The organism is Enterococcus sp. DIV1094 (assembly GCF_017316305.2).
Classification (GTDB): domain Bacteria; phylum Bacillota; class Bacilli; order Lactobacillales; family Enterococcaceae; genus Enterococcus_B; species Enterococcus_B mangumiae.
In genome coordinates this window covers 3,124,356-3,146,376 of sequence record NZ_CP147250.1, presented here as the reverse complement: position 1 = coordinate 3,146,376, position 22,021 = coordinate 3,124,356, and the positions used below count along the sequence as shown (strand labels likewise).

Below are 22,021 nucleotides of genomic sequence, written 5' to 3'. Positions count from 1 at the left end.
ATATGATTTTTCTGGTTATATTGATAACGAAAGTTAAGGAAATAGATAATAAAACAAATAGTTTAGCCTATACAAAGTGGCTGTTCAAGTATCACATTGTACTTACAGCAAATTATCGAAGAAGAATCATCTATAATCATTATCAAACAATTATTCAAGGGCTTATCAAGAGATTATTTAAGTATAATGGAGTAGAAATCTTGCAGGTACAAATAATACCAGATAACATCCATCTGTTATTGTGTACCCAAAAAAATGAGTGTGTTTAATTTTATGAGATATTTAAAAGGTAAAAGTGCACTGATGATTTTTGATAAATAAGAAAAAATTGTAAATATAAGTTTAGCAATCGACATTTTTAGGTAGAAGTGTATTATGTAAGCAATGGGTGATTGAATTAAGGGATCATAAGAAAATACATTCAAGGATAAGAAAAACATGATATAGCGTGAGATAATTAATATAAAGACTTTTTTAGAGGTAGACAAAATTTGGGAAGCAAGCGTCGTAAGAAGTTGGCTACTCGTAAGAGCTTACAATTATAATGTAAACCAGAGGAGATGATTTTAGTTAGAAGTTTATTGAGACCTTTTAGGTCAAATTCTGAGCAAAAGTAAAGTGAGATTTTGCGTTTAATATACATACAATTATCCATATAAAATGAGTCAATAATAATAAATAGGATTTAACCGGAATAGATTTCTGAAGATGTGTTAGGTGAAAACTTTTCTTGGAAGTATAAGGTGAAATTGAAAAGATCAAATAAGTAAAGTGCAACCTAATATATATACGGAACAATTGGAACAAGGCAGCGGTTAATGAGGCGAAAAGAGTTTACGAAATAAATTCAAAAAATCATCTATCTCAATTGAATCTAAATTTATACATGAATATTGGTTTAATAAATTCTAAATACAGTCAGTAAGAGTTCATATTTGTGTTATTCGATCATACATGCTATAGTGATTTAGTAATCTAATTTGAAACGTAATCTGAGCTATATATTCACACTATAAAAACTCCTTTTACCAAGTAATGTTAATTGCAACAAAACACGTATGATTTACGTAATAGGAGGAAATATATATGAATAACGGTACAGTAAAATGGTTTAACTCAGACAAAGGTTTTGGATTTATCACTGGGGAAGATGGACAAGATGTGTTTGCACATTTTTCAGCAATCCAAGGTGACGGCTTTAAGACTTTAGATGAAGGGCAAGCAGTTACTTTTGATATTGAAGATGGTCAACGTGGACCACAAGCAGTAAATATCATGAAATAATTCAAAATTTAAATTTGAACCATCTCATCGTGAGATGGTTTTTTTGTTATTAAATTATAGAAAAGAGGAAAACGTATGGATTATCTCATCTTAACGAATGATCACCCTGAATGGCTTAAAGTAGCTAATACTATTCGTCAATTTGATTGGAAGGCAGCAAAGTATACAGCAGATAAAATGGCAAAGCACGAATTCACAGATTGGGAATCTGTGATTATCGCAAAAGAAAAAGACGAAATTGTGGGATTTTGTACTCTTGTCAAAAAAGATATTATCTACACGAATGAATACACGCCAAATATTGCGACTGTCTTTGTCACACCAGCATATCGGGGAAATCACATTAGTAAGGAATTAGTAGAAATAGGCGAACGTAGATTAACGGAAATTGGGTTTAGAAATGTTTATATAACTACACAGCATGAAGGACTATATGAAAAGTGGGGATACAAGGAAGTGTCAAAGGAGATAGATCAATTTGCACGGTTGATGAGGGTTTTGGAAAAAAACTTAATAGATGAAACATGAATTTTTTTATTATTGTATTTCAAAATAAGTGAAATCACAGAATAAATGAATTGGATGCAAACAGTTAGATATTTATCGACTTTAGATAATCAAGTAAAATAATCTTTAATCTCATCAATCATGAAATCTTTGATTAATGAAACATCATGTATATAAGATCCTTTTTGAAGAACTTCTTCGCAAGATATGAATGACCAATTTTGCTCTTTTCCACGGTATGCTGGATTATTAGAGTAGACTACGCCGTCTATACCTGCCCAAATAATTGCTGAGCTACACAAAGGGCATGGCTCAAAGGTACTATATAACCAATAACCTTGTGGTAGTCTATGTGTATTTAGTTTCTTGCAAGCTTGTCTTACTGCGTTTACTTCAGCATGAGAAGTGGGATCATTGTCAATAAAGACAGTTGTTTTACCAATCGATAAAATCATATTCTTGTTATCTATAACAGCAGCAATAATCGAATGTTCTTGTCTTTGTAATTGGATCAACTTACTCATGATACTTTCTTGGGGATGATAGTTCATAATTGTCTCTCCTATAATTTTATAAGGAAATTGTAACATAGATTGATGATGAAAAAAATGCAGGTTACCAGCAAAAAAACAGTAAGCAACTAACTTACTGTTTCTGAAAAAATCTATGATCATTACGGTAAATTATCAATGGCAAACTGTGCTTGCTCAGATGTATACTGTTCATAAATCAACTGATCGTACAGATCAGCTTTTGAAAAGGCAGAGTAATCCAAGTAATCTTGTGCAGTTTGTAATGCATGTTGGTTCCAATCAGCTTCTATACTATCAATAGCAAATTGTGCTTGCTCAGGTGTATATTGCTCATAAATCAATTGATCGTAAAGGCCAGCTTTTGAAAAAGATGAGTAATCCAAATAATCTTGTGCAGCTTGTAACGCATGTTGGTTCCAATCAGCATCCACATTATCAATGGCATATTGAGCTGCTTCAGGAGGATACTGTTCATAAATCAGTTGATCATACAGTCCCAGTTGTGAGAATGAAGTATAGTTCAAATAATCATTAGCAGATCTTAGCGCATTTGAGAACTCGAGAGAGACATCATCATTAGAACTCGGTTGTTCAGTAGTTTCAGATGTATTTGGAGATGTTATGGTTTCTTCTGCAGAAGATTGTGTGATTTCGGTTGAAACTTCTGGAATATTGGAAGTAGTCTCAGAAGTTTCTGGATCAGAGAATATCTCTTCTTCAGATGATTTAGCAGTAATTGTATCTGAACTGTTATTATTACCTCCTCCAGTCAATGAGCCGCCAACAGCAAAAAGTAAAATTGTTGCAATGACCCAGAACCAAACTTTTTTGTAAAACGGTTTTTTCTCTTTTACTACGTAAGCTTTACCATTCTGTCCTATAACTTTTTTCTTAGCCATATAGTCCTCCCAAAAATTTATTTCACTTAACGGCATCTAGTGATAGTCGCCGAAATAATAAGAATACTATTCAAAATTATGTTTAACCAAATTTAAATAATATACTTAATCATTTCATTGTTAGTTTAAAGATGGTAGTAGTATAGGTAATCATACAATTAAGCTATAAGTTTTTTAAGTATAAAAAATTTGTTAGTATATTTTGAACACTATATAAAAAGGAGAAAGAACGAGTAAGCATCTCTTGAAAAAGTAGTTTTTTATATACATATCCTCCCAAAATTTCAAAACCACTTGAACAGTTGATCTTTAAAAAACGGTGCAAATTTTATTCATCGATTTTTTAACTAGCCACGTTATCAAGATGTTTTTTGCAATCGCTTTCAAATGAATGTTAGCACACATGATTTGTTATTGTAAAATAATATATGTACATATTACACAGCGTTTTTCGTATTTAAAACGTTATATAACTAAAGATAATTAATTAAATTTTGCACCAAGGATTTACATATTTCGTTTAAAATAAAATAAATTAGTTATATAAGGACTATAAACAATTTAGGTAAAGTAAATAAGAAGAGGGGAAATTCGTTTTATTAGAAATTTTGTGATTGTTATCGAAGTTGCTGCTTTACTTATTTGAAAAAAATAAAAATCAGAATAGTTATATATATAATGGAAATGTTACTTTTTTTATTGCGTTACTTATCATCATTTATCAAAATTGAACCAGAGAAAACTACTAATTTTGAGAAATAGATTGGTAAAACCTTTTTTTATAATGATTCGGTATTTTTTTGCTAACGACACTGAGTAAATTCTTACAATCCAAAATGATTTTGATCTAAAAAATAGAATAAACTACAGTATCATCTTTCGAAAATCTGTAGTTTATTCCATTTCATATCAAAAACCGATAACAACTCTCCGGAAGTCCATAGAGTCGTGTCAGCTCCTCAACTTCTCTTGGATAGGTTTCTGTATCTTCCTTATACAAGGAAACGATCAGATTGGAGGCGAAGCAGTTGGCTTCACTTTCTGATTTGCTTCTTGAGTTTCTGGATGACACATAGTAACTTGAGATTTCACGATGGAACAAGGCGTGTCCAAGTTCATGGGCGCAAATGTAAAAACGTTCTTCTGATTCTTTTATTGAGTTGTTCAATAAGATAATAGGGGAGCCTAATAGTTCTTGAAACTGTCCTTTTGGATTATCTAGAAAAGAAACATATCTGATTTCTATTCCTAATTTTTCAGCAATGACAAAAGGATTGGCAGTATCATAGGTGCGCTTCAGTTCGCTTACTAGTTTGATAATATCCATCTCCATATACGCTCACTTCTCTTTGTCGCGTTTTCGAAATTCCCAGAAAAGCCCGGTCAGTACATCTTTTACACGTTGCTTTTCTTGTTCTGTCAATGTTTCGCCGCCATACGCCATGTTGACATTTGAATTAAGCATTTTGTCCAATTCAAATAGATCGTCTGTATTTGCCCATTTCGGTGCTTGGTTACTGCCCAAAAGGAAATCAGTTGTTACGCCAAAATAATCAGCTACTTTTTTTAAGTTTTCCGACTTTGGCGAAACACGGTCCCATCGTCTGATTTGCCCATTAGAGATTCCTACGGCACGTTCGACTTCAGCAAAGGTTACTTTTTTTTCTTCCGCTAATTGTTTGATTCTTGTAACAAGTGTCATGAGGAACCACCTTTCTTGATCTTGAGATAGCTTAAAAGTTATTTCGGTTGACAATTAGCTTTTATGCTATTATAGTTTACTTATACAATCGTTTAATCATTTAAAAAGACAAGAATTCAGTAACTTAGAAGTTCAAGCAAGCTAGTTCAATTAAGTTAAAGCGTATTCTTTTTCTTTTATTGATTTTATGATAGCTTAAAAGTCATTTTGTGTCAAAGATGATGATATTTTTACTATTTCAAACAATTGAGAAGTACAGCAAGCCGAGTTAAAAAATAATGGGAAATAATCTGGAAAGTAGAGGGTGAGGAAATGATCGTAGATAATGCTGTGGTATTGAATGAGTTTAAAAATCTTGGGAGTAATGTGTATATTCAGATATTTTTATTGATTCTATGTATTGATTTCATTAGCGGAATTTGTTTGAAAACAGAAAAAAAGAAACGTAGCAAACAATCTTTTCTGAAAGATCTAGTCAAGTACGTGATGATTTTTCTTATTGTTGCGATTGCATATCCTTATTTAAAGATTACTGGTTTTGAAGCAATTGGGATTGCTTTAGTGTTCTCGTATTGTGCAATCTATGGTTTGTCTGTGATTGAAAATTTGCGAAAGTTAGGGATTCCTGTGCCAGAGTTTGTTAAAGTACGTTTAAAAAAATGGCGTGATTTTTCAGAGGAGCAGGGGAGGAGTAAAAAATAAACTGTGGATTTTATTGTAAGTAGTACTTGCGTTTAATATTTTTTGAAGTAAACAAAAAAGACGTTTCTGTGGCTCACTTGGCCATAAACGTCTTTTACTTCTTGATAGAATTATCAGCTGGCATGAAAAAGGGACACTCCTTAGTTAGATTCGTGTAATGCTTTTACTGCTTGTTCAATGGTGACCCCATAAGCAACATGTTGTTCATTCATTGCATCGATTGCCATGAAGCGGTTAGTCGAGCTATCAAAAGCTACACGATAGCTGATAGTTGTGTTTGTGAATGTCATATAGGTTTCCTCCCTTCCTTGAAAAGTAACGTATCCATGAAACTTTCTGTGAAACTTTCGGATACAATTCAAGTTTAGCACCATTTCAAAATTTGGGCAATCAAAGTGCTATTGCATAAAAGGGGAGAGTTATATCTCGATTAATTTTCCGTGATTCCAATCAATAAACCAATCATTAATAGTAAAAAAACTCCTGTTTGTACATAGACCATTATTATTCACCTCTTTGATCTAAGTGTAGCTGTTTTTGAATGAAGACTCACGAACAGCTTGGGAGAATGTTCAAACAATATTGTCATATCTGACGTTTGGTTTACTGGTATTGAAAGGAGGGAGAAGTAAATTAGTGGGAAATCCAAGAATTAAACGAGCAAACACTTGTTTTGAGATATTTCGCAAAGTTCATTATAATAAAAGAAAGGGGGCGAAACGCTATGCAAAAAAGAAAAAATTCTGGTAAATTGGGTATTTTTCTAGCAGTTATTTCTGCTATTCCCGCTGTTTTAGCAGTCGTTCGGGCGATTAAGGAATCAAGAGAAAGATAAACTAAAAAGCGTGTCGCTTACTTATCCAATCGGACAGTGAGCGATACGCTTTTGTTTTATCCAACACCTAGAACAAAGTTTAATAATTTGTCTGAGTAGGTTATTTCGCCTTCTGTGTTCTTGATCGTAGCATTTAAAGCTTGCATATCATCTGTAATGATGCCATCTACGCCATAAAACATCATTCGGCTCATATCGTCTGAATCATTTAGGGTCCATACATAGACTTTTTTGCCATCTTGATGGGCAGAATCGATAAAGTTACGATTGATCGTACTGTATTCCATGGTTAGGAAATCACCTGGGGTAACTGGAGGACCAATGATATTAAAAGGTAAAATATACCCAACATAAAAATCTGGATTTTCAGCTTTTAACTCTGAAACTGTTTGATAAGTCAAACTTTGTAAAATATGTCCATGTGTTAAAATATTCTCTTCGTATTTCTTAACAAAATTTTTGACTAGATCTTTTGAGTCTTTTCTAGTCGTTTTGATTTCAATGAGTAATTTCTGATTTAATTCATTTGCTCGTTTTAGATATGTGTCAAATGAAACTAGTGGTTCTTTGGCACCATTTTCAGTGACGGTCAATTTTTCTAATTCTTCAAGTGTCAAATCTTGCGGTGCCTTATTGACTCCTGTCAGATCTCTAAGATTGAAGTCATGCATCACAACGAACTGGCCGTCTTTTGTTTCTTGAACATCCATCTCTACATAATCAGGATGGTAATTTTTACTCGTCTTTTCTAAAGCGGCAATCGTATTTTGCGCGCTATTCCCAGAGCTAACTCCCCGATGAGAAATGGTGAGGGGGGTTGTTTCAGAGGCAGAGTCCAAGTAGTTCATATTGTAAATACATACACCGACACCAAAAAATACGGCAAATAAGGTCAATGCAGTATTCTTTACAGCAGAATGCTTTTGAGGTTCTTCTTGTGGTGAAAACCAGCTAGGGATATCGGGTAAAAACCCTTCGTCATCCATAAAGTCCACAATGACATAAAAAATACCCACGGTCGACATCACAAAATTGAACAAGATGACGCCTTGTAAAAGAGTCATTGCAAATACAGCACTGATCAATGAATACTCAGAAAAATAGGACTCAACTAAAATCTGACCGGAGATAATCGCTAAGTAACCGATTGTTGAAATCAAGAGAAGCGTTCCACTGATAATCAAAAACTGTCCTGAAATCGCGAAAAATCGTGATTTGGTCAAACGCCAACTTTCTCGAACGGCTTCACGAAAAGGACGGTCTCTTAAAATCATTTCTGGTAAAGAGAAAATCAAACGAATCCCGATATAGCCGAGGAATACATAAACAAAAAGAAAAGAGCTGACGACGATCCAGCGGTTTGCAAAAATAAAGTCGATAATAAATGCAGGAATCTTGATTCTAGAAAGTAAATCAGAATTAAAGCTCATTCCACTGACTGGTAAAATCAGAAAGAAGTAAGCCAAGAAAAATAAAAAAATCATCGGACGAACTTTTTTTAGTTGCCGAATCGTCAATTGCAGTAATTGTTTCAACGATATCGGTTCTTGTTTTTTGATAAAATAAACACTCATCAGTAAAAAAGTGAACTCAAAATAAACTAGGAGTAAAATCATCAACAAGACAGCGATCAAGGAGAAAAAAACGACTGGATGCTGTGAAATCAATGTGGGGATATTATCAGTGGAGAGATAATCAATCGACCCACGTTGTAAAATCAAACGTGTTGTACTTCCAAGCAAAGGTAAACAAATAAATAAGATGAACCCATGCATCAAAACTACGTCACGAAAGTAAGCTTGCGTCCCTTTGAGGAAGTCCCAAGCATTTCCTAAACTACGTTTTATATAAACGATCATTACTATCACCTACTCCTAACATTATAACGCAAAAAATAAAAAAGGAGTACTGCAGTAAATATTCATTGCAGTACTCATAGTGTGTCTATTAAGGAATCATCCTAACAAGCCAGTCAGGAAGTTGCCACCATAAATCAATGCCATACTGTACAAAAAGATCGATAAAGGTTTAGCGATCAATATGATCAAAGTGTACTTTTTGACTGAGATGTTTGTCAAGCCAGCCATCAAACATAAGGCATCGTCTGGTGCTACTGGCAAGAAGATCGCTAGTGCAAAAAGTTTTTCAAAGCGACTTTGGTTATCCAACCAACCGATATATTTATCGTAGGTTTTGTCGCTGATCATCGATAGTATAAATGGTTTACCATATTTTCTACCTAATAAGAAAATGATGATCGAACCGATACAAATACCGACATAATTATAGATAAACCCGGCATAAGGACCAAAAATCAGGACGCCAGCAGCGGTGCTGATCCCACCAGGAATGATCGGTATGACGACTTGCAGTATTTGAATCAAGATAAAGATAATGGGACCTAAGATAATTGAATCACCCACAAGCCCTTTTAATGCGTTTATATCTTTAAATACGCCTAGATTAATAAAATAAATCGTGATTGCCACTGAGAATCCAATCCCGATGATCGATATGATATTCATTAATTTTCGTGATACTGCAACGTTCATCCCTAGTCAACTCCTTCGAGGTTTTCATCTGATACTTGTATTTTACATGAAGTGAGTAATCGCTCGCCACTATTTAAAGTGAAAAACAACAAACAATTTTGTAAGTTCTAACCAAGTATAGAGGATGAGTTAAAATAAAACATCCAACCAGAGACTTATTTACTTAAATTTATGATCTCATTCGGTGACCTATTTAAGTTAAAGTTCAATTCTACGAAAAATCTTGATGTTCAGAATTGGCGAATCATACATGATCTCTACATCATCGATCAAATTTCCAAGTAGCCGATAAGATTCTTGACCGTGAGAAGGGGTGCCTAGCAGTTCGTGGTAATAGATTTCCATACTGGGGTCTCTAGGTGTATTCAATAGTGTTGCTAAATTATTTAAATCTTTTGGCGGATTCATCGTGGTTCCTTGAAATTCGATATACAGTCCTTCGTCGGTATATTCTAATCCGATACGAATCTCATTGATTTCGTGTTCGTAAAAATACGTGAGGAATTCATCAATGATCCTCTTTGATAGCTCTTTTTCCATGTGCGTTCTTTCCCTTCCCGGTAAACGTAAAATTTTCTAGGATAGGCACTAGTATACCAGCAATGAATCCCGTTGAAAATCCACTATTATATAAATTTAATCCCCCGTGTAATGTACTGAGATTATGGACAAGAGTAATATGTAAAAAGCCAGCAATCACTCCGTACACTCCTCCATAAAATCCACTGATTGGGGCTAAGCCTGTGCCAAAAATCGCTGCGACAAGCATGGTCGTTTGTGTCATATCGTGCATCGTTCCTAAGATAGAAGCGATATAAATACCGATAAGGATCGGGAAACAGTTTTTTACGTGGCTTCCAAACGAACTGAAACCAGCCACAGAGATGATCCCGCCAGTCACGGGCCCATTCAATACCCCGCCGATCAACAAGACGTAAGACAAAAGTAACAAGCCAACTAAGCCCATGTTGATCAAAGTAGCACCGATACCAGCAGTACCAATAAAATCCGTTGTTAGTTTCCCTGATGATTCAAAAATTTCACGCAAGCCTTTCAACTTAAATGAGTTGAAGAAGAAACCGCAAAGAGCAGTTGATAAAAAGAATAGAAAAATGATCCAGGTCAATTCACGGTGATGATCCGTTGAAAGAATCGATTGAACTTCGATCGAGTAGCTAAATTGCCGGAGAATGCCTGTTACTAACATCGCGATCAAGCCGGATGTAAAGCCAATATTGTAAAGTGTAAAACCGCGATGAAAAGTAAGTGTTTGAACTGCTAAGATCGGCAATAAAAAGCCGACGATCAAACCAGCTAAGTTCCCGAGAAAGGCACCTTGAAGTAAAGGTAAGCCAATCCCGAACGTAATATAGCTGACAACAGGGGAGAGTGCGCTACCGAACAAGCCAATCATCACATATTGAGAAAATGGCTTGTGCATAAAATGAGCATAGAGATAAACACCGAGAATGATCGAGATGGAATTATATAGATTTTTTCCAAAGAAAGAAAAGCCTGCGACAGTCAAGATTGAAGCAAACATCGCACCATTCAACATGACTTTATGGCGATAGGCGAGTAACACAGAAGAGAGTGTAAGTAAGCCTACATTCATAAATGCGCTTCCAAATCCACCTAAAGCAATATAGTCTGTTAAAAGATTACTGGGGGAGGTCATGATGACCATTAATCCTACGAGGTTATTCGATAAAGAATCGCTAAGCAATCCAATAATCAAAAAAAACACGCCTGTAAAAATAAGGTAAAAATAGTTTTTCCTTTGAGAAATGATTCTTTTTTTAGGATGAATATAAATAACGTCACTTTTATTCTTCATTACACACCTTCTTTTCCTTTTTATTTAACTATAACTTGAAAGAAAACTTTTGGTCAACTTAAATTCAACATAAAATCAAAAATTGTAAGGGGAAACAAATTTGGCGGGAAAATTGTTAGAAAATTGAGAAAATCCAATAAAAAACACATAAATGCTTTAAAATATAACAATTTAGGTATATTATTTGCAAAAATGAATCATTATCGGTTAAAATAAAAGAACACAGACTGTAGCATGAAGTGGGGGAGTTTTATTATGAGAAGAAAAGTCTATACGAAGGATCAAATTCTGAAAGCTGCATACGAAGTTGTTGCTAAAGAAGGATTCAAAGGTTTCACTGCAAGAAACATTGCTAAGAAGATGGGAATATCGACTCAACCGATCTACTTAGAGTTCAAGAATATGGAAGATTTGAAGAATACGCTATTAGATGTTATCTTCCAACAGTTAGAAGAAGAAGTGTTTCCTGTTGAGCGTACAGGAGATAAGATTATCGACTTAGGGCTTAATTACATTTATTTTGCTAAGAAAAACCATAGCCTTTATATGGCATTATATATCGATGAGCATGGAAATGGTCAAAAGATGCATGATTTTTCTTATAATTATTTCCGTAAGCTTTTGAAAGAAGACGCACGATACAAAGATCTATCAGAAGAGTATATTGATGCACTTCATACTGGTACTTGGGTAACGATTACTGGGATCGCTTCACTGATGTCTTCTAGTATTATGCATCCGACAGAAGAGCAAATCATTTCGATCATCAAAACAACGGTCGATTCTGTATTGGCAATTGAAAATCCAGAAAAAATCCGTTAGAATGATGCAGTAAACTTCTTTCTCTGAGAGTATAAACTCAGAGAGGAAGTTTTTTTCTTTTTCTTATTAATTGGCTTTAAATTTTTTTATTGGAACATAACAGTTATGATGTATAAACGTGGTTTTAGAAAACAAATATATTTGAAATCAGTATGAGAATACTTCTTGACATTTTAGAAAAAAAGATTAAAAATAGTAGGCATGGAAGGTTGGCAGAGTGGTAATGCACCGGACTCGAAATCCGGCGAACCGGCTAACACCGGCGCGCAGGTTCAAATCCTGTACCTTCCTTTATATCAACGTTTGTGAGCTATCTGGCAGTTGCTGGATAGCTTTCTTTTTTCTTTTTGGTTACCCTTTTGGTATCCCTTTGCATAGAATTTAAGCTTTCATGTAACTAGAAAAATTTGAAATAATGGATTTTATCTACTTAAATAGCCCAGCATGTCATCATCCCCAAACAAAAAGAGATAGCCAAGCTATCCCTTAATCGTTTATCCGTTATAACATTCTTTGCAGCAATGAAGACACCCATTGAAATTTTTTGATGCGTGAGTTTGGTTTGCTTTATGTAAGGCTTCTTCGCAAGTAGTAAATACGCCAATAAAAAGGGCATCTTCTGGACAATGCGTACATGAGATCACGTGGACTTTGTGATTCCCTTGATTATCTGCTTTTTTGTTAAAATAATAAATTGCCATCTCTATCTACCATCCTGATTTATTTCAACGTTTTGCTCGTTGATAAGTAAATTATACTGGAAGAATGGGCAATCAAGAGTATTATTTTTTCATGATCATGGAAGAGGTTGTTTAAAAAAAACTCTTGCAATTAAAAAAGAATGATTGAATTTTTTTACAAGCTTTAATTACTAGTTGATTTACTCTCATGGTTATACAAGTAATTGGTTTGACTATGCGAACATTCTAGAAGTAGTCGTTTATCTGAATAAGTAAAAGTATTCATTCGAACAATTCAAAGCGCAAAAGTCAGAACGATGAAAGCAGTTGGTTGGCTTTTGCGCTTACTATCAATGGGTGATCTGTGCAACTGTTTATACATGAAAGTTTGATTTTACAAGAATCAACTGATATAGCCATTATTTTTGAGTGCTTTTTGGTGTTCACATGGCGTACCGATGATTGTGAAAGGCGTGATCTTAGTAGTAGTTGTTTGTCCGTTCCATTCATAAGAGTAATTTTTACCTACCCAGCTGGTGTCGCAAGCGAAACAATGGTATTCGACCTCGATACGTCCAGTTGCATCTTCTGCTTGGATCCAACCGATTGACTGAGCCGTGCCGTTTGTGATGCTTGCTTGGTTTAGATCCCAACCGTAAGGATCTGAAGTAAAAGCTGTTAAAGAGGTGGCGGGTGTGCTCAACGCTTTTTCTAATACTGGATCATGTGATTGATTTTGTTCTCTAGGTGTTTGATTTGAGAAAACTTGTTCTTCTTTGCCTGTTGTTTCTGTAGTGGTCAATGAATCTTCAGTACTTTTCGTCTGAGGGCTGTTGGTTGCTTGCCTTGTTGTTTCTTGCGGTGGAACGGCTTTATTTTCTGGTGCAAATAATGGAAATAGGATGAGTCCTAACATGAATGCCCCGATAATAGTTGTTACCCCTAACAATATCCCTAATATTACTTTTCCGATTTTCATAGTCTCCCGTCCTAACTTCAAAAATAAGTTCTTAAATTGAGCATCTATGAAAACGGTCATTTCGTCAAGTGATTTGATATAAGATTATAGTTATTATTTGGACTTTTAAGCTTCTAGAAAGTTGCTTCTTGGTATAGATAAAGTCAAAAAAATATGGTATTTATTAGTTATTTTTAAATAAACTGCATGGTAGATAAGCCCTTTTTTGATGGGATGTTAGGGAAACATAAACCTTTTTAGCTAAAACACTTTTATCAATTATAAGTTTTTTCTTACACTTCCATGTAAAAGATTGAGGTAAGTAAAAACGTAGATAATTTATTATTTAGTAATCGAATCATGGACTAGAAATGCAAATGTAACCGCTTGTTATTTTGTGAGTGTCAATGTGCAAAAATCTCCCTATTTATGAATAACATGAAATATTTGTTAACAGTAGGAGAATCCAGTAGCTTCCTAGGTTAAAACGTGTTAAATTAATTGTTGAGTCTACTTTTTTTAAAGTTAGAGATTTTCCATTTGATTTGTTCACATGTGACGAAATTGTAAGAGTGGAAATCATTCATTCTGAATGCCTTCCTGTGATAAGATTCATGTAGACATAATAATGGAATAGTAATTTTAGTAGGATGTGAAATAAATGTGCGGAATCGTAGGATTTGTTAATGACAAAGATAATAAAAAAGCAATCATCAATGATATGATGGATCGCATCATTCATCGTGGGCCAAATAGTTCTGGTGAGTATATTGATTCTGATGTGGCTTTGGGTTTTAGACGTTTAAGTATTATTGATTTAGAAGGCGGCACACAGCCGATTTACAATGAAGATCGTACAAAGATCATTATTTTTAATGGAGAGATCTATAACTATCAACCGCTAAGAAAAGAATTGATCAATGCAGGTCATGTGTTCCAAACTCATGCAGATACAGAAGTGTTATTGCATGGCTATGAAGAGTGGGGAACTGAGTTATTGCAAAAAGTGCGTGGGATGTTTGCTTTTGCGATTTGGGACAATGAAAAAAAAGAATTATTCGGTGCAAGAGACCATTTTGGGATCAAACCGTATTATTATGCTGAAATGAATGGAACATTTATGTTTGGTTCTGAAATCAAGAGCTTTTTACCACATCCAGATTTCAATAAAGAACTAAACCAGGCAGCCTTGAAACCTTATATGACGTTCCAATATTCTCCTTTGAATGGGGAAACCTTCTTTAAAGGCGTATATCGTTTGCCAGAAGGTCACTATTTCACTTACAAAGATGGCCAAATGGACATCCAACAGTATTGGGATGCGAATTTTGAAGAAAAAGGAACGAAGAGTCGTCAAGAATGGATTGATCAAATTGATGAAACAGTCAAAGCATCGATTGAAGCACACACGATCAGTGATGTCGAAGTTGGTTCGTTTTTATCAAGTGGAGTCGATTCAAGTTATGTGACTTCTGTTTTGAAACCTGACCATTCATTTTCAATCGGGTTTGATGATAAAACTTATAATGAAGCGATTGAAGCGCGTAAATTAACAGAGATGCTTGACTTAGATAATACGGCGGCGGTCATCGACGGCGATATGTCCTTTAAAGCTTTTCCTTTGATCCAATATCATTTGGATGAACCTGATTCCAATCCGTCTTGTGTACCGCTGTACTTTTTAGCAAATCTTGCGGCGCAAAGTGTTCGTGTGGTTCAATCCGGTGAAGGAGCAGATGAATTATTTGCTGGCTATCAATCATATGGATTTCATACAAACTCTAAATTTATCCGAGTGATTGCCCAAGGGTTGAAAAAATTACCTAAAGGAACTCGCTATAATCTAGGAAGAAAAATCGGGAAAATGCGTAACTTCCATGGTAGGATCCATTTATATGAATCTTTAGCACCAGCAAAAGAATATTTCATCGGACATGCACGAATCTTTGAAGAAAACGAAGCGGCTAGCTTGTTGACTCCAGCGTTCCAAAAAGCGCCGACAGTCAAAGAAATCATGGCAGAGCATTATGCGAAAACTGAAGGAATCGAAGATGAGATCAACAAGATGCAATATGTCGACTTGCATCAGTGGATGCCAAAAGATATCTTGTTGAAAGCCGATAAACTTTCAATGGCAAGCTCACTAGAAGTGCGGGTACCATTGTTAGATATCGAAGTGATGAAATTGGCTCAACAGATCCCAAGCAAGTATCTATTGAATCAAAACAATACGAAAGATGTCTTTAGACAAGCTGCGAATAAGCATTTGCCTGAGGAATGGTCTAATCGTGTGAAACTTGGTTTCCCTGTACCGATCAAAGCTTGGTTGAAAGAAGAGCATGGGTATCGTCAAGTCAAAGAATTATTTGAAGCTGATTTTGCGAAAGAGTTCTTTGATCAAGATAAAATCATCAAATTACTAAATGACCATCATGAAGGTCGAAGTGAAGAACAACGTAAGATTTGGACGATCTTTAGTTTCTTGACTTGGTATAAAGTTTATTTTGTAGATGAAACGATTCCTCAAGCTGAATCGATCCAATACGTCACAGTTTAAACGATTAAGAATTTATCTCTAAAAATGCAAAAAACGAAGAGTGCCGATCCGATTTGGATAGGTTCTTCGTTTTTTTTGCGCAATAACTGACTTATTTCGGTTAAAAATGAATGAGCCATGTTCAAACAAATTTACTTGAAAATTGACGATCAATAATGGACTTCTCGTTCAAATGAACCGTCTTTTTTATAGATTAGCAAAGAAGTTTCTTTATTCCGAGCGACTTCTTTTCCTTTTTCGATGGCTTCTTCTTTCTTGTCGAAATGGTTGCTAGCTTTTTCAGCGCCTTTTGAGCGAACGATCCAGTGATCTTCTTCAAATTTGACTTCGACGTTGGCATTTAATAATTTTGATGCTCGTGGATTGCTGTCATGCTTATCCTCTTTTTGGGGGTTTTTCTCTTTTGAAAAAGCTTTTTTTTCTTGCTCATCTGCGCTTTCGTACCATTCTTTCGCTTGACTGATAGCGATTGGGATTGCTCGATCATCCGGGTAACCCTCATCTAGCAAAGCATTGCCGATATCAATGGCTTTCTTTTTAGTCAACTCTTCTAAGTTCTTCATCGCTGGTGGAAAGTCTTTCATATTCCAAGGCATAATTGATTCCTCCTAAAAGAATGAATTTCACTACTATAACAAGTGTAATCTCAACTTGTAAAAAAGAAAAATCATCTGTTTCGTTTTTAGAGGAAACTCGTTTTATGCTCGTCAAGTAGAACTACTTAACAAAATCGTGAAAAAGGCTAGCAATCTGATAAAAATCATGGTAAGATAATCAAGTCTGAGAGTCATCTTAGAGGATTCTAGTATAAATGGGAGGGAAAATCATGCGCGTAAACATTACTTTAGAGTGTACTTCTTGTAAAGAACGTAACTACCTAACTAACAAAAACAAACGTAACAATCCTGATCGTTTGGAAAAGCAAAAATATTGCCCACGCGAACGTAAAGTTACTTTGCACCGCGAAACAAAATAATTCGTCTAAAAAAGTTTGGGTCTGTACCCAAGCTTTTTTATTTTTAGTATAATAGGTAGTAGAGGAAAGGAGCGATTCAGAATGTTTATTTCTATGTGGGCACAAGATAAGAATGGCTTGATCGGTAAAGATGGCTTATTGCCTTGGCGATTACCTAATGACATGCGTTTTTTTAGAGAACATACAATGGATCGTCTATTAGTAATGGGGCGTAAAACATATGAAGGAATGGGTGATCTATCACTTCCTTATCGACATATCATCGTGTTGACGACCCAAGAAGATTTTGAGGTCAAAGAAAATGCAGAAGTGATGCATTCGATCGATGAATTGTTGGCTTTTGCAGAGACTGTTACAGAAGATATTTATGTTTCTGGAGGGAGTCGGATCTTTCAAGCGCTTTTACCTCAAACAGCGATTATTTGGCGAACGTTGATTGATGGCGAATTTGAAGGAGATACGTATATCGGTGAGATCGACTTTAGCGATTTTGTGCTAGCAGAAGAACATGAGGGAATCATGGATCAAGACAATCATTATGCGCATCGCTTCCAAAAATGGGTCAGAAAGTAACATTTGCTTATTGTGATAGAAATGAAATGAGAAGAAGAAACAGATAAAGATGTTCATGAGATGATCGGAACGTCTTTTTTTGTACAGATTTTTACAGAAACAGCGAAATCAGGAAAGGGTTTGTCCTTGAGATTTCGCTGTTTTTGTATCGTATAAAGAAAATATAAAGAAAATTCTAGAACATTAACACTATCTTTATAGCCCTTTGTCTATGATAAAAACAAAGGAGAGGAAGAACATGATCTTATTTTTAGGTTTTATCAGTTTTATTTTGTTAGGTTATCTATTCTGGTTTTTATTTAAGGGGGAAGAGCAATGATGAGTGCAGTATTCCAAGGATTGTTTTTCTTTTTTATATTACTTGTTTTAGCCGCACCGCTTGGGTGGTACATCAAGTTGATCATGACAGGCGAAACACCGAAATATGTTCGTTTCATTCAACCGCTCGAACGGTTTTTCTATAAAATCATTGGTTCTGAAAGTCAAAAGAAAATGACTGCCAAACGCTATTTAGCTCATGTGTTGGGTGTAGGGATTTGTTCGTTGCTATTTTTGACAGGGCTCTTGATGATTCAAGGGTGGCTTCCTGGCAACAATGGAGTGGAGAATTTGCCGTTTGATTTAGCGGTGAATACAGCGGTAAGTTTCGTGACAAATACAAACTGGCAAGCTTACGCTGGAGAAGTAACACTTTCGAATACGACGCAAATGTTTGGTTTAACTGTTCAAAATTTCTTATCAGCAGCTGTAGGTTTAGCGGTACTTTGCGCATTGATCCGTGGCATCATCCAAAGGAAATCAAGCCAACTTGGTAATTTTTGGCAAGATCTAGTCCGTGGCTTGCTTTACATTTTTCTACCATTATCATTGATTACTGCCGTACTTTTGATTTCTCAAGGCGTGGTCCAAACGTTTAGTCATGGGATGTCTTATACCGGCTTATCTGGCGAATCCTTGTGGTTATATTTAGGTCCTGTAGCCAGTCAAGTAGCCATCAAGCAACTAGGTACGAATGGCGGTGGCTTTTTCGGCGCTAATTCCGCTCATCCGTTTGAGAATCCGACGATTTTTTCAAATTTCATTGAGAATATCGCCATTTTGTTGATACCAACTGCTTTGATCTTTGCTTTTGGCTATTGGGTCAAAGAGTGGAAGCAAGGCCGGACGATTTTGATTGTTTCGCTCGCTTTTCTTTTTGCAGCATTCGTCGGTGTAGCATTTAGTGAGTTCCATGGGCCTAACTTTGCAAATATCCTTGGTTCCTTGAACATGGAAGGAAAAGAAGTACGTTTTGGCGTGGGTTGGTCAAGTTTGTGGGCAGTCAGCACCACAGCGGCATCTAATGGTTCAGTAAATGCGATGTTGGATAGTTTTACGCCCTTGGGTGGTGGTATTCCGCTTTTCTTGATGCAATTAGGTGAGATCATCTTTGGTGGAGTTGGTAGTGGTTTATATGGCATGTTGGCATTCTTGTTGTTGACTGTTTTTATTGCCGGTTTACTTGTTGGACGTACACCAGAATATTTAGGGAAAAAAATCGAGGCATTTGATATTAAAATGGCAAGTTTAGTGATTTTGACGCCCGTTTTATTGACGTTGTTTGGCACAATGGCAGTTTCTCTTCATCCCGAGATCTTAACTTGGTTGACGAATAAGGGGCCACATGGATTTAGTGAGTTGCTTTATAACGTGACTTCTTTAGCAAACAATAATGGGAGTGCATTTGCTGGGCTGACAGCTGATACACCGTTCCTCAATCTTTTGGGAAGTGTTTTAATGTTGTGCTCTCGTTATATTCCAATAGTCGCTATTTTGTTCTTAGCGGAAAACATGGGCAAGAAAAAAACGATTGCGGTCAATGATGGCACGCTATCAACCACGAATGGCACATTTATTTCCATGTTGATGATCGTTATTCTCGTTGTCGGCGCATTGAGCTTTTTACCAGCATTGGCATTAGGTCCGATCGCTGATCATTTTACCTTAAGTTAGAAGGAGTAAAATCAAATGAAAACTATTTATGTATGGGCAATGAAAGAAGCATTCATCAAATTAGATCCACGACAACAAATCAAGAATCCAGTGATGTTCATGGTCTATATCGGAGCAATCATGGCTACGATCCTTTGTTTTGAACAATCGGCTGTCCCTTTATGGTTTACAGTCACGATCACATGCTTACTATGGATCACCTTACTTTTTGCCAATTTTGCTGAAGCAGTAGCGGAAGGACGAGGAAAAGCACAGGCAAACAGCTTGAAGCAAGCCAAAAAAGAAGTGATCACGTATAAGATCCACCGCTTAGAAGATATTGAAAATCAAGAATTTATTGAGATCAAATCTTCAGATTTAAAAAAAGGCGATTTGATCTATGTAGTCTCAGGACAACAGATTCCTGCTGATGGAGATGTGATCGAAGGCGCTGCTTCAGTGGATGAGAGTGCCATCACTGGGGAATCCGCGCCAGTGATTCGTGAATCAGGCGGCGATCGCAGTGCGGTCACTGGTGGGACAACGGTTGTTTCTGACTACTTGGTGATCCGTGTGACGTCAGAGAATGGGCATTCCTTTTTAGATCAAATGATTTCGATGGTGGAAGGTACCCAACGAAAAAAAACACCGAACGAGATTGGTTTACAAATCTTTTTGATCACTTTAACGATCATCTTTTTAGTTGTTTCGGTTAGTTTAGTGCCATTTACTGAATTAAGTACGATGCTCTCAGGAAAAGGAGAATCGATTGCGACAATTGTTGTCATTGCTTTGTTTGTCTGCCTCGCTCCTACCACGATCGGTGCATTGATTTCGTCGATCGGGATTGCAGGAATGAGTCGTTTAACGAAAGAAAATGTCATTGCCATGAGTGGTCGAGCAATCGAAGCTGCTGGAGATGTGGATGTGTTGCTTTTAGATAAAACAGGAACGATTACTTTAGGAAATCGTCGTGCCAGTGAGTTTTTACCGGTAAAAGGTATCACAGAGCAACAATTAGCTGATGCGGCGCAACTTTCTTCTTTGGCAGATGAGACAGCGGAAGGGCGAAGTATCGTCATTTTAGCAAAAGAAAAATTTGCGTTGCGAGAACGTGTTTTTGAAAAATCAGAAGTGAAATTCATTGATTTTAGCGCACAAACTCGCATGAGTGGGATGGATTATCGTGGCGACCAAATTCGTAAAGGTGCCGCAGATACAATGAAGAAATACGTAGAAGCGCGCGGCGGACAGTATCCAGAAGAATGTGATCAAATCGTTGCGAAAGTTGCGCAAGCTGGAGGAACACCGTTAGTTGTTGTGAAAAATGACCAAGTGATGGGTGTCATTTATCTAAAAGATATTGTTAAAAATGGTGTGCAAGAAAACTTTGCTGACATGCGCAAAATGGGCATCAAAACAATCATGATCACAGGGGATAATCCGTTGACAGCAGCGGCGATTGCAGCTGAGGCAGGCGTCGATGACTTTCTTGCTGAAGCTACACCTGAAAATAAAATGGATCTGATCCGTGATTATCAAGAAAAAGGTCACCTTGTCGCAATGACTGGTGACGGAACCAACGATGCACCGGCATTAGCACAAGCAGATGTTGCTGTGGCGATGAATACCGGAACGCAAGCAGCAAAAGAAGCAGGGAATATGATCGATTTAGATTCCAGTCCAACAAAGCTATTGAAGGTCGTTCGTATCGGGAAACAACTATTGATGACCAGAGGGGCATTGACGACGTTCAGTATTGCAAATGATGTAGCAAAATATTTTGCGGTGATCCCAGTCTTGTTTTATGGCATATATCCAGAATTGGCGCAGTTGAATATCATGGCATTAGGCAGCCCCCTTACAGCGATTTTGTCGGCTGTTATCTATAATGCAGTCATTATTGTTGCTTTGATTCCTTTAGCTTTAAAAGGAGTCAAGTATACCGAAAAACCTGCAAGTCAGATTTTGCGACATAATCTTTTAGTGTACGGATTAGGTGGATTGATTGCCCCCTTCGTATTCATCAAACTGATCGATCTCGCTTTAAGCTTTTTCTTGATCTAACACTGAATCATTTTATAGAAAGAAGGAAATACCCTATGAAAAAGGTACTTAGAGCACAGCTCAGTTTTTTATTTATCAGCATTCTACTTTTTGGTGGGCTTTATACCGTGACTGTTACTGGGATCGGTCAACTTTTCTTTCCCCATCAAGCCAACGGCAGTCAGGAAGTCGTTGCAGGAAAGGTGGTCGGTTCAACATTGATTGGCCAACCGTTTCAACAAGCTGCTTATTTTAATGGAAGAGACCAAGAAGTAACACAACTTTCACCAACGTCAGTCGAGCAAAAGAAATTAGTAGAAGACAAAACAAGATTAGCTCAACAAAACAATCAAACAATTGAGATCCCGATCGATCTGGTCACGAACTCAGCAAGTGGTCTCGATCCACATATCAGCGTAGCTGCCGCAGAAAGTCAAGCCTCACGGATCGCCAAGGAGCGTGGACAAGACGTGACTAAGATTCGTGCTATAATACAGGAAAAAGCACAGAAAGATTGGTTTTCGGATCGGAAATTTGTCAATGTGCTTGAACTGAATCTGTCATTAGATCGTTTATAGAGGACAGAG

At 36.3% G+C, this 22,021-nt stretch carries 22 protein-coding genes, 1 tRNA gene and 1 pseudogene; 12 read left to right on the top strand and 12 right to left on the bottom strand.

Annotation, left to right across the window (positions count from 1 at the left end):
* Positions 1-2: 2 nt before the first annotated feature.
* The 3 genes and pseudogenes from tnpA to DOK79_RS14895 form a co-directional block, all read left to right on the top strand.
* Positions 3-359, top strand: a pseudogene (tnpA, locus tag DOK79_RS14905) (IS200/IS605 family transposase); the annotation flags it as partial.
* Between the two features lie 727 nt (positions 360-1,086).
* Positions 1,087-1,284, top strand: a complete 198-nt coding sequence (locus DOK79_RS14900) for a cold-shock protein (RefSeq protein ID WP_206859066.1) — start codon at positions 1,087-1,089, stop codon at positions 1,282-1,284.
* Positions 1,285-1,359: 75 nt separating this feature from the next.
* On the top strand, positions 1,360-1,812 hold the full coding sequence (locus DOK79_RS14895; RefSeq protein ID WP_206859064.1) for a GNAT family N-acetyltransferase: 453 nt from the start codon (positions 1,360-1,362) through the stop codon (positions 1,810-1,812).
* 89 nt (positions 1,813-1,901) lie between these two features.
* Here DOK79_RS14895 and DOK79_RS14890 read toward each other — a convergent pair whose 3' ends face one another.
* The 4 genes from DOK79_RS14890 to DOK79_RS14875 all read right to left on the bottom strand — a co-directional run bounded on the left by DOK79_RS14890 (position 1,902) and on the right by DOK79_RS14875 (position 4,925).
* A complete protein-coding gene (locus DOK79_RS14890; protein WP_242543347.1) occupies positions 1,902-2,342 on the bottom strand; it encodes a nucleoside deaminase in 441 nt (146 codons plus the stop codon).
* A gap of 122 nt (positions 2,343-2,464) precedes the next feature.
* Positions 2,465-3,223 carry an Ltp family lipoprotein gene (locus DOK79_RS14885; RefSeq protein WP_242543346.1) on the bottom strand — a complete coding sequence of 253 codons (759 nt, stop codon included), beginning with the start codon at positions 3,221-3,223 and terminating at the stop codon, positions 2,465-2,467.
* A gap of 904 nt (positions 3,224-4,127) precedes the next feature.
* Entirely contained in the window at positions 4,128-4,556 is a 429-nt protein-coding gene (locus DOK79_RS14880; protein ID WP_206859063.1) for an ImmA/IrrE family metallo-endopeptidase, read from the bottom strand.
* Between the two features lie 6 nt (positions 4,557-4,562).
* Complete coding sequence (locus DOK79_RS14875) at positions 4,563-4,925, bottom strand: helix-turn-helix domain-containing protein (RefSeq protein WP_206859061.1); 363 nt, start codon at positions 4,923-4,925, stop codon at positions 4,563-4,565.
* Positions 4,926-5,237: 312 nt separating this feature from the next.
* Between DOK79_RS14875 and DOK79_RS14870 the strand changes: the two genes are divergently transcribed.
* Positions 5,238-5,627: a phage holin family protein gene (locus DOK79_RS14870; RefSeq protein WP_206859060.1), complete on the top strand. Its 390-nt coding sequence runs from the start codon at positions 5,238-5,240 to the stop codon at positions 5,625-5,627.
* Positions 5,628-5,767: 140 nt separating this feature from the next.
* Here the strand turns inward: DOK79_RS14870 and DOK79_RS14865 are convergent, their stop codons facing one another.
* From DOK79_RS14865 to DOK79_RS14845, 5 genes are all read right to left on the bottom strand, one after another.
* Positions 5,768-5,917: a hypothetical protein gene (locus tag DOK79_RS14865; protein WP_206859059.1), complete on the bottom strand. Its 150-nt coding sequence runs from the start codon at positions 5,915-5,917 to the stop codon at positions 5,768-5,770.
* 601 nt (positions 5,918-6,518) lie between these two features.
* Complete coding sequence (locus DOK79_RS14860) at positions 6,519-8,318, bottom strand: glycerophosphoryl diester phosphodiesterase membrane domain-containing protein (RefSeq protein WP_206859200.1); 1,800 nt, start codon at positions 8,316-8,318, stop codon at positions 6,519-6,521.
* Between the two features lie 99 nt (positions 8,319-8,417).
* A complete protein-coding gene (locus tag DOK79_RS14855) occupies positions 8,418-9,014 on the bottom strand; it encodes a TVP38/TMEM64 family protein (RefSeq protein WP_206859058.1) in 597 nt (198 codons plus the stop codon).
* Between the two features lie 198 nt (positions 9,015-9,212).
* The gene (locus DOK79_RS14850; RefSeq protein WP_206859057.1) at positions 9,213-9,554 is read right to left on the bottom strand and encodes a hypothetical protein; all 342 of its coding nucleotides are present in this window, start codon (positions 9,552-9,554) and stop codon (positions 9,213-9,215) included.
* Positions 9,523-10,851, bottom strand: a complete 1,329-nt coding sequence (locus DOK79_RS14845) for a DUF1576 domain-containing protein (RefSeq protein WP_206859054.1) — start codon at positions 10,849-10,851, stop codon at positions 9,523-9,525. Before DOK79_RS14845 ends, DOK79_RS14850 begins: the two co-directional genes overlap by 32 nt.
* 255 nt (positions 10,852-11,106) lie before the next feature.
* Between DOK79_RS14845 and DOK79_RS14840 the strand changes: the two genes are divergently transcribed.
* The gene (locus tag DOK79_RS14840; RefSeq protein WP_023519894.1) at positions 11,107-11,673 is read left to right on the top strand and encodes a TetR/AcrR family transcriptional regulator; all 567 of its coding nucleotides are present in this window, start codon (positions 11,107-11,109) and stop codon (positions 11,671-11,673) included.
* Between the two features lie 203 nt (positions 11,674-11,876).
* Positions 11,877-11,964 (top strand) — tRNA-Ser (locus DOK79_RS14835).
* Between the two features lie 203 nt (positions 11,965-12,167).
* Here the strand turns inward: DOK79_RS14835 and DOK79_RS14830 are convergent.
* Both DOK79_RS14830 and DOK79_RS14825 read right to left on the bottom strand, forming a co-directional pair.
* A complete protein-coding gene (locus DOK79_RS14830) occupies positions 12,168-12,374 on the bottom strand; it encodes a hypothetical protein (protein ID WP_206859053.1) in 207 nt (68 codons plus the stop codon).
* A gap of 382 nt (positions 12,375-12,756) precedes the next feature.
* On the bottom strand, positions 12,757-13,332 hold the full coding sequence (locus DOK79_RS14825) for a hypothetical protein (RefSeq protein WP_206859052.1): 576 nt from the start codon (positions 13,330-13,332) through the stop codon (positions 12,757-12,759).
* Positions 13,333-13,972: 640 nt separating this feature from the next.
* On the opposite strand from DOK79_RS14825, the gene asnB reads away from it, so the two are divergent.
* A complete protein-coding gene (gene asnB / locus DOK79_RS14820; RefSeq protein WP_206859051.1) occupies positions 13,973-15,868 on the top strand; it encodes an asparagine synthase (glutamine-hydrolyzing) in 1,896 nt (631 codons plus the stop codon).
* A gap of 149 nt (positions 15,869-16,017) precedes the next feature.
* Here asnB and DOK79_RS14815 read toward each other — a convergent pair whose 3' ends face one another.
* Positions 16,018-16,464, bottom strand: coding sequence for a DUF2188 domain-containing protein (locus DOK79_RS14815; RefSeq protein ID WP_206859050.1), 447 nt, complete (start codon positions 16,462-16,464; stop codon positions 16,018-16,020).
* 230 nt (positions 16,465-16,694) lie between these two features.
* Here DOK79_RS14815 and rpmG point away from each other — a divergent pair, with 230 nt between their 5' ends.
* The 5 genes from rpmG to DOK79_RS14790 all read left to right on the top strand — a co-directional run bounded on the left by rpmG (position 16,695) and on the right by DOK79_RS14790 (position 22,012).
* Positions 16,695-16,844 carry a 50S ribosomal protein L33 gene (gene rpmG, locus DOK79_RS14810; protein WP_002356321.1) on the top strand — a complete coding sequence of 50 codons (150 nt, stop codon included), beginning with the start codon at positions 16,695-16,697 and terminating at the stop codon, positions 16,842-16,844.
* A gap of 81 nt (positions 16,845-16,925) precedes the next feature.
* Entirely contained in the window at positions 16,926-17,417 is a 492-nt protein-coding gene (locus DOK79_RS14805; protein ID WP_206859049.1) for a dihydrofolate reductase, read from the top strand.
* A gap of 315 nt (positions 17,418-17,732) precedes the next feature.
* Positions 17,733-19,409, top strand: coding sequence for a potassium-transporting ATPase subunit KdpA (gene kdpA / locus DOK79_RS14800; protein ID WP_206859048.1), 1,677 nt, complete (start codon positions 17,733-17,735; stop codon positions 19,407-19,409).
* A 15-nt stretch (positions 19,410-19,424) separates the two neighbouring features.
* Entirely contained in the window at positions 19,425-21,455 is a 2,031-nt protein-coding gene (gene kdpB, locus DOK79_RS14795) for a potassium-transporting ATPase subunit KdpB (RefSeq protein WP_206859046.1), read from the top strand.
* Between the two features lie 35 nt (positions 21,456-21,490).
* Positions 21,491-22,012: a potassium-transporting ATPase subunit C gene (locus DOK79_RS14790; protein WP_206859044.1), complete on the top strand. Its 522-nt coding sequence runs from the start codon at positions 21,491-21,493 to the stop codon at positions 22,010-22,012.
* Positions 22,013-22,021: the final 9 nt, after the last annotated feature.

Excerpts from the sequence above, each read along its gene's own strand:
- rpmG (WP_002356321.1), top strand. The coding sequence starts at position 16,695 with ATGCGCGTAAACATTACTTTAGAGTGTACTTCTTGTAAAGAACGTAAC.
- DOK79_RS14865 (WP_206859059.1), bottom strand. The coding sequence starts at position 5,917 with ATGACATTCACAAACACAACTATCAGCTATCGTGTAGCTTTTGATAGC.
- DOK79_RS14900 (WP_206859066.1), top strand. The coding sequence starts at position 1,087 with ATGAATAACGGTACAGTAAAATGGTTTAACTCAGACAAAGGTTTTGGA.
- DOK79_RS14825 (WP_206859052.1), bottom strand. The coding sequence starts at position 13,332 with ATGAAAATCGGAAAAGTAATATTAGGGATATTGTTAGGGGTAACAACT.
- DOK79_RS14890 (WP_242543347.1), bottom strand. The coding sequence starts at position 2,342 with ATGAACTATCATCCCCAAGAAAGTATCATGAGTAAGTTGATCCAATTA.
- DOK79_RS14840 (WP_023519894.1), top strand. The coding sequence starts at position 11,107 with ATGAGAAGAAAAGTCTATACGAAGGATCAAATTCTGAAAGCTGCATAC.
- kdpB (WP_206859046.1), top strand. The coding sequence starts at position 19,425 with ATGAAAACTATTTATGTATGGGCAATGAAAGAAGCATTCATCAAATTA.
- DOK79_RS14805 (WP_206859049.1), top strand. The coding sequence starts at position 16,926 with ATGTTTATTTCTATGTGGGCACAAGATAAGAATGGCTTGATCGGTAAA.
- kdpA (WP_206859048.1), top strand. The coding sequence starts at position 17,733 with ATGATGAGTGCAGTATTCCAAGGATTGTTTTTCTTTTTTATATTACTT.
- DOK79_RS14850 (WP_206859057.1), bottom strand. The coding sequence starts at position 9,554 with ATGGAAAAAGAGCTATCAAAGAGGATCATTGATGAATTCCTCACGTAT.
- asnB (WP_206859051.1), top strand. The coding sequence starts at position 13,973 with ATGTGCGGAATCGTAGGATTTGTTAATGACAAAGATAATAAAAAAGCA.
- DOK79_RS14790 (WP_206859044.1), top strand. The coding sequence starts at position 21,491 with ATGAAAAAGGTACTTAGAGCACAGCTCAGTTTTTTATTTATCAGCATT.
- DOK79_RS14875 (WP_206859061.1), bottom strand. The coding sequence starts at position 4,925 with ATGACACTTGTTACAAGAATCAAACAATTAGCGGAAGAAAAAAAAGTA.
- DOK79_RS14870 (WP_206859060.1), top strand. The coding sequence starts at position 5,238 with ATGATCGTAGATAATGCTGTGGTATTGAATGAGTTTAAAAATCTTGGG.
- DOK79_RS14830 (WP_206859053.1), bottom strand. The coding sequence starts at position 12,374 with ATGGCAATTTATTATTTTAACAAAAAAGCAGATAATCAAGGGAATCAC.
- DOK79_RS14880 (WP_206859063.1), bottom strand. The coding sequence starts at position 4,556 with ATGGAGATGGATATTATCAAACTAGTAAGCGAACTGAAGCGCACCTAT.
- DOK79_RS14895 (WP_206859064.1), top strand. The coding sequence starts at position 1,360 with ATGGATTATCTCATCTTAACGAATGATCACCCTGAATGGCTTAAAGTA.
- DOK79_RS14815 (WP_206859050.1), bottom strand. The coding sequence starts at position 16,464 with ATGCCTTGGAATATGAAAGACTTTCCACCAGCGATGAAGAACTTAGAA.
- DOK79_RS14845 (WP_206859054.1), bottom strand. The coding sequence starts at position 10,851 with ATGAAGAATAAAAGTGACGTTATTTATATTCATCCTAAAAAAAGAATC.
- DOK79_RS14855 (WP_206859058.1), bottom strand. The coding sequence starts at position 9,014 with ATGAACGTTGCAGTATCACGAAAATTAATGAATATCATATCGATCATC.
- DOK79_RS14885 (WP_242543346.1), bottom strand. The coding sequence starts at position 3,223 with ATGGCTAAGAAAAAAGTTATAGGACAGAATGGTAAAGCTTACGTAGTA.